Source organism: Pseudomonas sp. 3A(2025), assembly GCF_054589175.1.
In genome coordinates, this window is sequence record NZ_BAAILM010000034.1 from 18078 (window position 1) to 32723 (window position 14646).

Sequence of the window (14646 nt, forward strand, 5' to 3'; positions counted from 1 at the left end):
ATTGCCCTGCTCATGGCCTTACTTGTTTCAAGGTCAAACGCCCTCTCTCGATCAAAACGGACACTGTAAAACTCCATCATGGACCCTTCCCCCGCTATCGATCTGGCTTCTCTTTTCGCCGATTTCGGCATGATTCTCTTTGCTCTGGTGCTGGTGCTGCTCAACGGCTTCTTCGTTGCAGCCGAGTTCGCCATGGTCAAGCTGCGCTCGACCAAGGTCGAGTCCATCGCCGGCAAGCACGGCTGGCGCGGCAGTATCCTGCGCAAGGTGCACGGTCAACTTGACGCTTACCTGTCGGCTTGCCAGCTGGGTATCACCCTGGCGTCGCTGGGTCTGGGCTGGGTCGGTGAGCCGGCCTTTGCCCACCTGCTGGAGCCACTGCTGGCCGCCGCCGGCGTCGACACCCCGGAAATCATCAAGGCCGTGTCGTTCTTCACCGCCTTTTTCATCATTTCCTACCTGCACATCGTGGTCGGTGAGCTGGCGCCCAAATCCTGGGCGATCCGCAAACCCGAACTGCTGTCGCTATGGACGGCGGTGCCGTTGTACCTGTTCTACTGGATGATGTACCCGGCCATCTACCTGCTCAACGCCAGCGCCAACGCCATCCTGCGCATTGCAGGCCAGGGCGAGCCCGGTCCGCACCACGAGCACAGCTACAGCCGCGACGAACTGAAACTGATCCTGCACTCCAGCCGTGGCCAGGACCCCAGCGACCAGGGCATGCGCGTGCTGGCCTCGGCGGTGGAAATGGGCGAGCTGGAAGTGGTCGACTGGGCCAACTCGCGCGAAGACATGATCACCCTGGATTTCCATGCGCCGCTCAAGGAAATCCTCGCGCTGTTTCGCCGGCACAAATTCAGCCGCTACCCGGTGCTCGACGCCGAGCGCGGCGAATTCGTCGGCCTGTTGCACATCAAGGACCTGCTGCTGGAACTGGCGGATCTGGAGCACATTCCCGAGTCATTCAACCTTGCCGACCTGATCCGTCCGCTGGAACGGGTCTCGCGGCACATGCCGTTGTCGCACCTGCTGGAACAGTTCCGCCACGGCAGCGCGCACTTTGCCCTGGTCGAAGAAGCCGACGGCAAGGTGATCGGCTACCTGACCATGGAAGACGTGCTTGAAGTGCTGGTCGGCGATATCCAGGACGAACACCGCAAGGTCGAGCGCGGCATCCTCGCCTACCAGCCCGGCAAACTGCTGGTGCGTGGCGACACGCCGCTGTTCAAGATCGAGCGCATGCTGGGCATCGACCTTGACCATATCGAGGCCGAGACCCTGGCCGGCCTGATTTACGACTCGCTCAAGCGCGTGCCCGAAGAAGAAGAGCAGATGGAAGTCGAAGGCCTGCGCATCATCATCAAGAAGATGAAAGGCCCGAAAATCGTCCTGGCCAAGGTGCTCAAACTCGACTGAAACAAACCGTAGGAGCGGCTTTAGCCGCGAAGGCATCACCGCAACATTGTGGCGCCTGCTTCGCGGTTAAAACCGCTCCTACGACCATTTCAAGCGCGCGTTCAATTGCCACCCACCGCAAAATCGGGCAGGTTCTGCAGGGGCTGGGCGAACTCGTAAGGGATCGACACCAGCGCCTGGCCGGTATTGCGCTGCACCACAAAGTGCAGATGGGGCCCTGTGCTGTTGCCGGTATTGCCCGAGCGCGCCAGGGCGCTGCCAACGCTGACCCGCTGGCCTTCCTTGACCAGCACCGAACCGCGCATCAGGTGCAGATACACGCCCATGGTGCCGTCCTCGTGCAGAATCCTGACAAAGTTGCCCGAGGCATTGGAGCCTCGCCCGCTCTGCTCGTTTTCGATCTTGATCACCGTACCGCCCCGCGCCGCGATGATCGGCGTGCCTTCGGGCATGGCGATGTCCATGGCGTAACGGCCCTTGACGTCGGTGTGGCTGTATTTGCCGCCCGGCCCCTGGGTCAGGCGAAACGGCCCACCGACCCACGGCAACGGGTAGCGGTAGGCATTGATGGCCACGTTCGGCGCACCGAGGGTCGAGGTCAGCTTCGAGCTGTAGCGCATCGGCTGGCCGGCCTGTTCAGGGCTGAGCACCAGCACTCGCTCGGTGCTGCGCGCCGCCACGGTACGGCGCAGAGTCGTCGCCTCGCCGTCGACACCCAGCACGTTCTTGAGACCTGACAGGCGTAACTCGATCTCGACCGGCGCATACAGATCGTTGCGCACATACAGGCTGTCTGTGCCCTTGTCCTTGCGCACATCGAGATGCACCTGACGCTCGATACGCTCGACCATCCGGTCCCTGAACACCACCACCGCAGCCCCCGGCGCCGGCCGGTCGCTGAACGACACCACGCCATCGGCGTTGGTGGTTTTATAGATGGTGATTGCCGCCGCGGTCTGGCAAGCCAGCAGCAGGGCGCACAGGATCAATAAACGTTCGGGCATCGGCATCATCAAGGCGGTTGGGCGATGGGCAGCAAGCCTAGCAGTGTTAATGGCAAATAAGCACTCAACGGTCTCAATCGGCTTGTGTACAGGCGTCAATAAACACGCGCCATACTCGTCAGGACAAGGTGTAATCCTTCAGGTACGTCACGGAAAACTGCGCCTGCGCAAAGTCCAGTTTCAGGCGCGGCAAGACAAACCCGCCACACGAGCGACACGTATCCAGCACGGTAAAGAACTTGATATGGCTCAATTTCGTTGCAGCCATGTCTTGCTTGAGCACCGTCGCAATCAGCCGCTCCGAGTCGAGCTGGCGGCCAAAATCGCGAACCACAAGACGGCTGGCATCTCTCACCACCGGCAAGCTGGTAAACGATGGGTCAGGCAACCGGCCGGCCATGCGCGCCCTGGCATCGCGAAAAATCACTCCGTCGATGACATGCTCGGTGGTCTCGGCAGTGTCGAGGCTTAACTTGAGGTCTTTGGCTTTTTCGCCCCCCGACAGCGCGTAATACACCACCCGCTCGCCGGCTTCGGTATAGACCTGCACGAAAGAAAGGTTGGCACCCTTGATCTGCTTCAGGATGCTTTTATAAGCCTTGGGCTGCGCAATATCGGCCAGGCTCAACGCTGTCCACGGGTACTTTGACCCTTGAACCGGCATCAAGCCATTGAGCACCTCGACAATATGCTGTTGCTCGGGCACCGTGCGTTCGGCGATCTTCTTGAAGTCCGGAAGGCTCTGTCTGGCAAGTTCGACGAAGTTTTTCTGAATGTCCTCACCTGCCAGAATGTTGCTCGCAAACGTCATCAGCTCATTCGCCTCACCCTTGGCGATGCACATCGCGACATAGTCGTCATAGGTGATGACTTCCTTACCCCACGAAACGCGCCAGGCCTCACGCTCGGACTCATCGAGCAGATCGAACAGCAGCCGGGCAATGTTCTCCTGATCGGTCAGCACCCCTGGCCGCTCCCGCACCAGCCGGTATTGCTCGGACAGCCGAATGAATTCATTGATTTCAGCGACCTCATTCACCCGCGAAAAATTCAGGTCGACGGTGAGCGTTTTCGGGGTAAGCGCCTTATAAAAAATACCCGTATCGGGCTCGACGAAGATCCAGTCGACATCCGTCTGCTTCATCCGGATACCGCGCAAGGTACGGGCATCATTGATGCCGGCAGCCACAGGCCCAAGCTCGATGACCGGGGCGTTTTCATAGATCGATAAAGTGTCGAAACCGGTAAAGTTTTCCGGCAAGCCAAACACGCCATCACTGGCCAGCTTGCCCTTCAGTACCGGCAGATAGGCCGGTGATTCAGGCAGCGCAAACAGCGCCCGCTCCTGCTCCGAAAGCGCAACCACCGTCTTTGCAACCGGCACTTGCGTCGAAGTCGAGGCCGTGGCTTCAGACGGTTCGGCCCATTTGCTGAACTTGCCTTCGTAGACAAAGACATCAACGTCTTGCGAAACATCGCCAGCACCAGCAGACAATCGGGCCAGGCTGAACTCACGTGCGTCCATGGCATGGCTGGGGTATTTGCCAGTACGCGTGGGAGAGGTCGAGCCAGCTGAAACGGGCTCGGGTTTGGGCGTTGCAAGCTTCACGCCCGTCGCACAAGGCACCGGTTCCAGATTACGGCGCGGGCGGCACAGGTTTTCGACTTCACTCAGCCAGTCGGCGTCAGAAGACAGGTTGTTGACCACCAGCTTGCGCATCGCCGCATTCGCTGCGGTGGTGTCCAGATGGTAAACCTCGGCATCGATCAGGACAGTAAAGACGCCTTCTTCTCTTTCGATGGCTCTTACGCTGCAACCCTCGGCAATGTTGATCTCACGCCAACCTTCAGCACCCGAGGTCACCGGCACAATGGCCGGGTAGTGATCGGGGCCGATGCGCTCGAGGGTCGACAGTATTGAAAACTCCAGCGGATCGCCGGCCGAAACAGGGCTCAGGCGTTTGCCGAAGGCGCTGCCGGCCTGCGTATCAAACAGCCTGAAATCCGGCGCCTCAGGGGTGCCGACATTGTGCACCGCCACATTGGGCCGGCCATCGACCAGCGCACGTCTGACCTGACTGGCAGCGTCCTGGAACAGGTCAGCCGAAGAGAACAGCTTTTTCAGCGCCGGCACCTCCTCCAGTAACTTCGTCCAGCCCAGGCGACCCAGTTTCAGCACCCACTTGCCGACGTCGCGCACCACAAACAGGGCGCTTTGCTCGGCCAGGCCGACAATCAGACGCCCCACTGCCTTGCCGGTCGACTCGATCACTGACAACACGCTCAGCTCACCGGCGCGCAGCACAATACGCGCCGTGGAGCCTGCAAACTGTCCAAAAGGGATCAGGGCAAACGCGGCATCGACCACACAACCGACAATCACCCCGGCCGAATGCTTGCCGGCAACCAGGTCACTGATACAGCCATAGAACGGAATGACCAGACGTGCGGCCATGTCGGCGAACCTGCGCTCCTTGGCCCAGAGTGCTTCCCACGCGGTGTCATGGCTGTGCAAAACGCGGCTCTGCTCCAGCAAACTGGCCAACTGATGGCCTGCGGCAACCTGGGCAAAGGCATCGAACCGGCTCTGGTCACTGCCCTGCGAGGTGTAAATCAGCTCGGTACACGGTGCCAATGTGCCTTTAAGAGGGGTCGGATACACCGCAGAAACGCGAGAGGCAGCGCCCTTGAGGTAGCCGTCGCTGTCGAAGGGCAACAACGGGGTGATCAATGCATCAGCTTTCTTTTTTGCATTGCGCTTCTCGGTGTCCAGCGCTACGACAGGGTTATCGCTCAAATCCGGTTCGAGTTCGACGTTGTATTCAAAACGCTGGGTAATTCTGCGCACGACACCACTGGCCGGAATGATCTCCAGAAACACTTCGCCAGCGACCGTATGATCATGAAAGTCGGCGCGGTGATCGCCCGGCTGACAGCGGATGAACAGCCCTTGGGCCCCTTGTTCTTTATCGAAAAGCACCCGGCTCACTTCACAGGTCGAGCCCAATAGCACCGTACGATCCGTGGCGCTCATCTCGGACAGCAGGCGGCTGATAATCGGGGCTTGCGCCTGCACCATGGCCTGCCGATAGGCCTCGAATGCACGGGCCCAGGCCTGGGGCACCGTGGGCTGGGCGCCGAGGTACGCCTCACCCATCATCACCAGCTCGACAATGGTCGCCTGCGGGCGTCCCACCGCCAGCAAGCGGTCAAGCGAGTAAGTGGCCGAGAGGGTAAAACCGTGTTCTTGCAGGATGGGCCAATGCTCAACCTTGATGGCAAGATCCCACGTCCTGCGGTCCATCCCCGCCTCGGTCAGCATCTGCTGCGCCAGGTGTTTACGGTCTGGCGGCCTCAGGGCCAACAGCGTGTTGAGCTCGGCGGCATGCAGCGTCTGTTGAGCCGTGAGGAGGGTCAGCGCCTGATTGATTTGCGCAGCGCTGGCCCGCTCGATATCTACAGCGCCTGACCATTCAATGGCGCCGTGTGCCGTGGCATAGCGCAGCGCCGGCACGATCAGGGTCCGGGCCCACAAGGCGTGCACACCTGGATCGCTCGACTGTGTCAGGCCGGCGCTGACGCCCACCAGATCATCGAAGCGTGACACCAGCGGCTGTCCCTGTCGCAGGCCTTCAACCATAGCCACGCCATGCATCAACGCCACGCTTTGCAGCGACCGCGCGTATTGCAGGTGATCGGGCACGTCTTCGACCAGCAGTTCCGGCAGCGTTTCGCGCAGCAACAGGTAAAACAGCATGTCGAGGGTGCTTGAAGATGCATCGGGCTGGCGGGCCTCAATAGCGGCGCGCACCCTGGTACACAGTTGTGCATGGCTGTAATCGGCCAGCCACGCGCCCCGTAACGTCGCGGCCAGCGGCTCGGCAAAGGTAGACGTGGCGCCCAGGAAATAGTCGACGATGGCCCGGCCGGCCAGTGCCTGGGTGACCTGCGGCGAGGCGTGTTGCTGCAGCCCGCCGGTGTACCACTGCATCTGAACCAGCATTGGCGCAAACAGCACGGTGAACTGGCGGGTCTGCATCAACATGTGCCAGGTCTGCGACGCTCGCCAGCGCAGCACATTCGGTGCGCCTTCAGCCTTGAACAGCAAGCCGATACCGGCCTGCCGGAACAGCTCATTGGCACTGCGCAACGTGCTCCAGCTGTCCAGGCGCGGGACAGTCACGCTCAAGGCCCGGACCGTGGACAGCGCCTCACCCGCTTCACGTCCCAATTGCAGGCCCGGCAGCAACAGCAACGTGGCCATCGCCATGGCTGGCTCGAACCTGAGCTGTGCATGCCTGAACCGCAATGCACTTGCCAGCGACAGTATTTGCAGGCCCGGCGCCATGCGCGCGTTGGCGATGGCCACCGTCAGCCAGTCCTCATCGGCCGGGTTCAACACGTACACCGCGACCTTGCGCAAAAAACCGGCCCGGCTGTCGATAGAGGTTGGCGTCAAGACATCGAGCTGCAAGCGGCTGTCAGGACGGTCGCCCTCGGGAATCGCCTTCAGATCGTAGACAATCGTCAACCATGTCGCGAGCGACCCGATGGCCTTGGCAAGTGCGCCCGACAAGGCCTTGTCGCGGTATTCACCTGCCGGGACCATGGCTGCAACCGCATCGCTGAATACATCCAGTGACGGACGCGTGGCCTCATGGCGCTGGGCAAAGATGCCGTTATACAGCGCGTGCCCTGTACTGCGCGCAATCCACTCGCCAAGCGGCATCAGTTGCCCGCCACGCTTGAACTGCACCATCCAGTGACGCAAATCCTCAGGCACCGGCTCCACCAGTTCACCCAGCAGCGGATAGTCCTCCAGGTCCACGACCACGCCGGTATCCCGATAAGGCCGCAGCCCATAGACAAAGTCTTGCAACTGCGCACGCGCAGCCTCACTGCTGATGACCGACTCATCAAGCCAGGCAATGCGTGCGAAAAACCGGTGCATCAGCCAAGGGGTTATCTCGGACAGCGGCGTGCCGACGGCATCGGCATACAGCTTCCAGGCCTTGTCACTTTGATAAAGCAGCCACAGCTTGTATTCCTGGGCCGTATCGGGGAGCGCGGGGTTGCCATTCGAGAAGCCGATGTCATCGCCCAGCAAGTGTACGAGTACCCGCCTGGCGACACGAAAGTGCTCCTGCGGCGAGACATCGGCAGCGTCTGAATGACTCTCGACGGCAACAGAGTAGGGAACGAGGCCCAGCGCCAGGTCGATGTTGTAAAACAATCGACCGGTCTTGATGCTATGAATCGTCAGCGGTTGCAGCGCAGTGGCAGTCATGGGCAGTTGTTCCAGTCATTGATGAAGCGACTGGTAGCACCCAATAGACATTACCCGGCCCGTGCAATCGGACAGACCGGATTCATAACGTAGGAAAGATCAGCGCACGCTTGTGCAGCCAGCATCAAGCGCCAGGAATGAACTGCTTGTGGCTGGTACCGCGGGCAATCAGGCGTGACAGGTAATCGAGCTTTTGCGTGTCCTGATCGACGAAGCGGAAGGTCACCTGCAACCACTCGCTGTCAGGCTTGGGTTCATGGGCCGTGATGGCGTGGACATACCCGTTCAGGCGCGCCACTTCATTACTTTCGCCCTGCTCCAGGTCCAGCACTGCGCTTTCGAGAATTTGCGGCAGGTTTTCGCTGCGCCGTACGACAAGCTGGCCTTCCTTGAGGGTCAGGCTCTTGATGATGCACGTCTGGTTGCCGCTGGGCAGACGCAATTGCGCCTGGCTGCGACCATTCAGGCTCTGACTGCCGACTGGCGCCGCACTCGGGCTGGGGGCTGCGACGGTCGGACGGAGCACTTCGGCCTTGCCGCCGGTCAGGGCGTTGAGCGAGTCATTCAAGGGCGAACTGGCACGGGTAGGCCCGGTGGACATCACAGCCTCGAGCTTGCCCGCTTTGATCAGGGCCTTTTTCACCTTGCCGAGCAGTTGCTCGTTGGTAAACGGTTTGCCCATGAAGTCCGAGACACCCGCCTGGATCGCCTGCACGACGTTTTCCTTGTCGCCACGGCTGGTCACCATGATGAACGGCACGGTCTTGAGATGGTTTTCCTGCTGACGGCACCAGGTCAGCAGCTCAAGACCTGACATTTCCGGCATTTCCCAATCGCAAAGAATCAGGTCGAAAGACTCACGACTCAGCATCAATTGAGCTTTGCGGCCGTTGACGGCTTCATCGGTATGAATTCCGGGAAAAAAATTGCGCAGCCCTTTTCTGACCAGATCACGAATGAAGGTCGCGTCATCCACGACCAATACACTGACTTTACTCATCGACGCTCCTGCGGACGTATTCACCTGTCGGGTGAACTGCGGTATGCCAGCACGCCCCTTGTTTCGGCAAGCATACCGTTGACGCATGGCCAACGGCCACATTGAATGACTGAACCCTGGTATCGGGTTTGCTACAACACTCGTCGAACAGGGTGCGACGAGGTACACCGCCGGCATCCGGGTGCCCATCTGACGCCGACGACAGATAGTAATCCTCGCAATGCAAAACGCCCAGCACGGGCCGGGCGTTTTTGGCAGGCAGTCTTATTTATCGTCAGTTGCGTCAGGAACATTAGGACTTTCGCTCGCATGGCCCTGCACTTCTTCGCGCATGCGCTTGAGGCCCAGGTGCCGCACGTCGGTGCCACGTACCAGATAGATGACCAGTTCCGCGATATTGCGGGCGTGGTCGCCGATACGCTCCAGCGAACGCAAAACCCAGATCACGTTGAGTACGCGCGAGATCGAGCGCGGATCTTCCATCATGTAGGTCGCCAGCTCACGCAACGCGGTCTTGTACTCACGGTCGATGACCTTGTCGTACTGCGCGACCGACAGCGCCAGCTCCGGGTCGAAACGGGCGAACGAGTCCAGTGCATCGCGCACCATGTTACGCACCTGGTCGCCGATATGACGCACCTCGACATAGCCACGCGGCGCTTCGCCTTCTTCGCACAACTGAATGGCGCGACGGGCGATCTTGGTCGCTTCGTCACCGATGCGCTCAAGGTCGATCACCGACTTGGAAATACTGATGATCAGACGCAGGTCCGATGCCGCCGGCTGGCGACGGGCCAGAATGCGCAGGCATTCTTCGTCGATATTGCGCTCCATCTGGTTGATGCGGTCGTCGACCTCGCGAACGCGCTGGGCCAGGCCCGAGTCGGCCTCGATCAGGGCGGTCACGGCGTCGTTTACCTGCTTCTCGACCAGACCGCCCATTTCGAGCAGGTGGCTGCGCACGTCTTCGAGTTCGGCGTTGAACTGTTGGGAGATGTGATGGGTGAGGCTGTCTTTGTGGATCATGCTGGGTGTCCTTGAAACGTCCGGTTGATGCGAAATCGCAGCGGTAGCTCAGGCCTGACAACCCCTGGCCCTAACCATAGCGACCAGTGATGTAATCTTCTGTCTGCTTCTTTGCCGGATTGGTGAACAACGTGTCCGTATCACCGAATTCGACGAGTTTGCCCATGTGCATGAACGCGGTGTAGTCCGAGACCCGCGCCGCCTGCTGCATGTTGTGAGTCACGATCACAATGGTGTATTTGGATTTCAGTTCGTAGATCAGCTCTTCGACTTTCAGGGTCGAAATCGGGTCCAGCGCCGAACATGGCTCGTCGAGCAGCAACACTTCGGGCTCCACGGCGATGGTGCGGGCGATCACCAGACGCTGCTGCTGGCCGCCGGACAGTCCCAGCGCCGACTCATGCAGGCGATCCTTGACCTCATCCCACAACGCTGCACCCTTCAAGGCCCACTCGACGGCCTCATCGAGCATGCGCTTCTTGTTGATGCCCTGGATGCGCAGGCCATACACCACGTTTTCATAAATGGTCTTGGGAAACGGGTTGGGTTTCTGGAACACCATGCCCACGCGCCGGCGCAGCTCGGCGACTTCTTCACCCTTGCTGTAGATATTGTGCCCGTCGAGCTTGATCTCGCCTTGCACCCGGCAACCGTCGACCAGGTCGTTCATGCGGTTGAAAGTGCGCAGCAAGGTCGACTTGCCACACCCGGACGGCCCGATGAACGAGGTGACTTTCTGCCTCGGAATATCCAGGCCAATGTCGAACAAGGCCTGTTTTTCGCCATAAAACAGATTCAGGCCCGCGACTTCGAAGGCGACGGCCTCGGGGGGCCGGGCATTGAGCGTGGCGCCCCGGTTGCGGCTATCGAGCGGCATGCATGGCTCCTGATGGAACGATTCGGTTCATAAGGTCAGTTATCCAGCGCCTTGTACTTTTCGCGCAGGTGGTTGCGAATCGCGACCGCCGACAGGTTGAGCAAGGCAATCACCAGCACCAGCAACAGCGCGGTGGCGTACACCAGCGGCCTGGCCGCCTCGACATTCGGGCTCTGGAAACCCACGTCATAAATATGAAAGCCCAGGTGCATGATCTTCTGGTCCAGATGCAGATACGGGTAATTACCGTCCACCGGCAGCGCCGGCGCCATCTTGACCACGCCCACCAGCATCAGCGGCGCCACCTCGCCAGCGGCGCGGGCCACGGCCAGAATCAGACCGGTCATGATCGCGGGGCTGGCCATCGGCAAGACAATCTTCCACAGCGTCTCGGCCTTGGTCGCGCCCAGCGCCAGCGAACCTTCGCGCAGGCTCAGCGGAATGCGCGCCAGCCCCTCTTCGGTCGAGACGATCACCACGGGCACCGCCAGCAGTGCCAGGGTCAGCGAGGCCCACAGCAGGCCCGGTGTGCCAAAGGTCGGCGCCGGTAACGCTTCAGGAAAAAACAGCCGGTCCAGCGAGCCACCCAATACATACACAAAAAAGCCCAGGCCAAACACGCCATAAACGATGGCCGGTACCCCGGCCAGGTTATTCACGGCAATGCGGATCAAACGGGTCACCACGCCCTGACGGGCGTATTCACTCAGATAAACCGCCGCCAGCACACCGAACGGGGTGACGATCACGGCCATGATCAGGGTCATCATCACCGTGCCGAAAATAGCCGGAAAAATCCCGCCTTCGGTGTTGGCTTCACGCGGGTCCTCGCTTAAAAACTCCCAAAGCTTCTGGAAATAGAAGCCTGACTTGGCCACCACGCCCATGGCATTGGGCTGATAGGCGTGCACCACCTTGCCCAGATTGATCTCGACCTGTCGGCCCTCGGCATCACGGGCGGTCAGGCTGTCGCGTGAAATGGCCTGGCGCAGCTCGGCCAGGCGCGTCTCGGCCTCGCTGTAACGGGCTTGCAGTTCGGCGCGCTCGACCGCTATGTCGGCCTGCGCAACGGCATCCAGACGACCGTCGATTTCCAGTTGCCGGGTGTCCAGGCGCAGGCGCTCGAAACCGTTGTTGATGGCCACGATGTCTTTCTTTTCCAGGCGATGCAGCTCGGAGCTCAACCCTTGCACGCGCTCAAGCCGCTCACGCAGCTGCGGCCAGCCCGCCTCGCCGTTGGCCAGTACCCGGCCACTTTCCTTGACGTTGACCAGGTAACCATAGAAGTTGCCCCACTCGCGGCGCTCCAGGGTCATCAACTCGGCTGGCGTGTCACGCTGGGTCAACCACTCGCTGACCACCCAGGTGAAATCGCTGCGGGTCAGGTCACGGTTGCCGACCTTGAACAGCTCGCGGCTCATGAACAGCGAACCTTCGGCCTCCACTGGCACTCCGGCGCCCAGCACACGAGCACGCGGCACCCGCTCTTGCTCGACACGCTCGCCGATCAGCACGTGGGGCGCTTCGCCCGGCACGCTGTATTGCGCACGCACCAGATCGGCCGGCCAGAAATGTCCCAGGCCGCGCACCGCCAGCAAGGTCAGCAGGCCGATGGTGAGGATAACGGCGATGGACACCGCACCCGCGCTCATCCATACACCGGGCGCGCCGCTTCTGATCCAGCCCTTGAGCGAACCCTTGCGTGGGCGTTCGAGGCTGCCTTTAAGAGGATTCAATTTCACTCAGGACCTCAAAGCGACGAGTATTTCTTGCGCAGGCGCTGACGAATCAGCTCCGCAAGGGTGTTCATCACGAACGTGAACATCAACAACACCAGCGCTGCCAGAAACAGCACGCGGTAGTGGCTGCCACCGACTTCGGACTCCGGCATTTCCACGGCGACGTTGGCCGCCAGGGTGCGCATGCCCTCGAACAGGTTCATGTTCATGATCGGCGTGTTGCCGGTGGCCATCAGCACGATCATGGTTTCACCCACCGCGCGGCCCATGCCGATCATCAGCGCCGAAAACAGGCCGGGGCTGGCGGTCAGCAACACCACGCGGGTCAGGGTCTGCCAAGGTGTTGCGCCCAGCGCCAGCGAACCCAGGCTCAGGCTGCGCGGCACACTGAAAATGGCGTCTTCAGCAATCGAATAGATGTTGGGGATCACCGCAAAGCCCATGGCCAGTCCGACCACCAGCGCATTGCGCTGGTCGTAGGTGATGCCCAGCTCATCGTTGAGCCAGGCGCTCATGTCGCCGCCGAACAACCAGCCTTCCAGGTGCGGGCTGACGGCCAGCGAGCCCCAGCCGACCAGCAGCACCACCGGAATCAGCAGCGCGCTTTCCCAGCCATCGGGTACCCGCAGGCGCAGCCCGTCAGGCAGCCGGTACCAGACAAAACCCGCCAGCAGAATGCCCAGCGGGGTCAGCAGCAACAGGCTGAAGATACCGGGCAAGTGCGCTTCAAGGTAAGGCGCCAGAAACAGCCCGGCGAAAAAGCCGAGGATCACCGTAGGCATGGCTTCCATCAGTTCGATGACCGGCTTGACCTTGCGGCGCATGCCCGGTGCCATGAAGTAAGCAGTGTAAATAGCAGCGGCAATGGCCAGCGGCGCGGCCAGCAACATGGCATAAAAAGCCGCCTTGAGCGTGCCGTAGGTCAGCGGCGCCAGGCTCAGCTTGGGTTCGTAGTCGCTGTTGGAGGCAGTCGACTGCCAGACATGCCGGGGCTCGTCGTAGCCTTCGTACCAGACCTTGTCCCACAGCGCGCTCCAGGAAATTTCCGGGTGCGGGTTGTCGAGGCTGATCGGTTGCAGCTTGCCACCGGCTTCGATCAGCACGCGGTTGGCGCGGGGCGACAAGGTGGCAAGACCCGCAGTGTCGACCACCTTTTCGATCAGCAGCGTGCGCTGCGCAGTGCTGTGAAACACCCCCAGCCGACCGCTGCTGTCCAGGGCGACAAAGCCCTTGCGGCGTTGCTCGGCCCTGATCTGGACGATGGGCGCGGCATCCAGGTGGAAGTCGCGAATGCGCATGAAGCGCGGCTCTTCGTCGGTATCGCGGGCCATGAACCACTGGCTGATGCCCCCGCGCGAGTCGCCGAACAGCAACGACACGCCGCCAGTCAATTGAGTGCTGGCGGTGATTTCGGCGTTGGCATTTTCCAGCAGCTTGTAACGGCCATTCAGGGTGCGATCCAGCAGGCTGAACACATCGGCCTGAGCCCGGCCATTGATCACGTACAGCCATTGCTGGCGCGGGTCGATATACAGCGCTTTGACTTCAGCGGACAACTGCGGCAGCTCGATGCGGCTCTGCTCACGGGTCGCCTCGCCGGTCAGCGGGTTCTCGCCGATTTCCAGCGCCTGCACATGCAACTGCGTGCCGCTGGAGCCGGCCAGGCGCAGGTGATTAGCGTTGACGCTGACCGTGACATGGGTGATGGGCTGACCTTGCTCGTCCAGTACGAACGGTGCCTGGCCATAGGGCCAGGCAATGGCCGGGGTAATCAGCTTCTGATTATCGGGCCAGGTAATCTGATAAGCGTGGCGAAATACCAGCACCTGACCATTGGACAGACCCACCGCAACCAGCGGCGTGCCGGGCTGGTCCTTGCCGAAGGAGGTGACATTCACCCCAGGCGGCAGCGGCAGGTCGACCCGCTTCAGCTCGGTACCATCGGTGGCATCGAAAAAGATCACCTGGCCCAGATCGGAAATACGCATGCCGATCTGGTTCTGCTCCTCGATGCTGATCATCAGCGGCTGCCCGGCATCCTGTAGCCAGGCCGGCTGCAAGGGCTTGGCCACCTCAAGGCTGGCGCCTTTGAACAAGGGCGCGACCACCCAGGCCAGATAGAAAAATATCAGGGTAATGGCTGCCAGCACGGCAAGGCCGCCGACCGCGACATACCAGCCGGTCAGACGGTCCTTGAGCGCCCGCAGACGGCGCTTGCGCTGCATCGCGGGGGTGTTGAAGTCAATGCCTTCGGGAGCTGAACTACGATTCATCTGATCCTGTTCGACTTGTTC

At 60.9% G+C, this 14646-nt stretch carries 8 protein-coding genes; 1 reads left to right on the forward strand and 7 read right to left on the reverse strand.

What is annotated here, in order from left to right; genetic code table 11:
* Positions 1 to 78: 78 nt before the first annotated feature.
* A complete protein-coding gene (locus tag ACYP2A_RS14015; protein ID WP_459745757.1) occupies positions 79 to 1419 on the forward strand; it encodes a hemolysin family protein in 1341 nt (446 codons plus the stop codon).
* A 101-nt stretch (positions 1420 to 1520) separates the two neighbouring features.
* Here ACYP2A_RS14015 and ACYP2A_RS14020 read toward each other — a convergent pair whose 3' ends face one another.
* The 7 genes from ACYP2A_RS14020 to ACYP2A_RS14050 all read right to left on the reverse strand — a co-directional run bounded on the left by ACYP2A_RS14020 (position 1521) and on the right by ACYP2A_RS14050 (position 14625).
* Positions 1521 to 2423: a peptidoglycan DD-metalloendopeptidase family protein gene (locus ACYP2A_RS14020; protein ID WP_459745758.1), complete on the reverse strand. Its 903-nt coding sequence runs from the start codon at positions 2421 to 2423 to the stop codon at positions 1521 to 1523.
* A gap of 118 nt (positions 2424 to 2541) precedes the next feature.
* The gene (locus ACYP2A_RS14025; RefSeq protein WP_459745761.1) at positions 2542 to 7710 is read right to left on the reverse strand and encodes a deaminase domain-containing protein; all 5169 of its coding nucleotides are present in this window, start codon (positions 7708 to 7710) and stop codon (positions 2542 to 2544) included.
* A 124-nt stretch (positions 7711 to 7834) separates the two neighbouring features.
* Positions 7835 to 8710 (reverse strand): response regulator, encoded by an 876-nt coding sequence (locus ACYP2A_RS14030; RefSeq protein WP_459745763.1) that lies wholly within the window; start codon positions 8708 to 8710, stop codon positions 7835 to 7837.
* A gap of 264 nt (positions 8711 to 8974) precedes the next feature.
* A complete protein-coding gene (gene phoU, locus ACYP2A_RS14035; RefSeq protein WP_459745765.1) occupies positions 8975 to 9736 on the reverse strand; it encodes a phosphate signaling complex protein PhoU in 762 nt (253 codons plus the stop codon).
* 70 nt (positions 9737 to 9806) lie between these two features.
* Complete coding sequence (gene pstB / locus ACYP2A_RS14040) at positions 9807 to 10613, reverse strand: phosphate ABC transporter ATP-binding protein PstB (protein WP_459745767.1); 807 nt, start codon at positions 10611 to 10613, stop codon at positions 9807 to 9809.
* A gap of 35 nt (positions 10614 to 10648) precedes the next feature.
* Positions 10649 to 12265, reverse strand: coding sequence for a phosphate ABC transporter permease PstA (gene pstA / locus ACYP2A_RS14045; protein ID WP_459746253.1), 1617 nt, complete (start codon positions 12263 to 12265; stop codon positions 10649 to 10651).
* A 98-nt stretch (positions 12266 to 12363) separates the two neighbouring features.
* The gene (locus ACYP2A_RS14050; RefSeq protein ID WP_459745769.1) at positions 12364 to 14625 is read right to left on the reverse strand and encodes an ABC transporter permease subunit; all 2262 of its coding nucleotides are present in this window, start codon (positions 14623 to 14625) and stop codon (positions 12364 to 12366) included.
* Between the last annotated feature and the right edge of the window lie 21 nt (positions 14626 to 14646).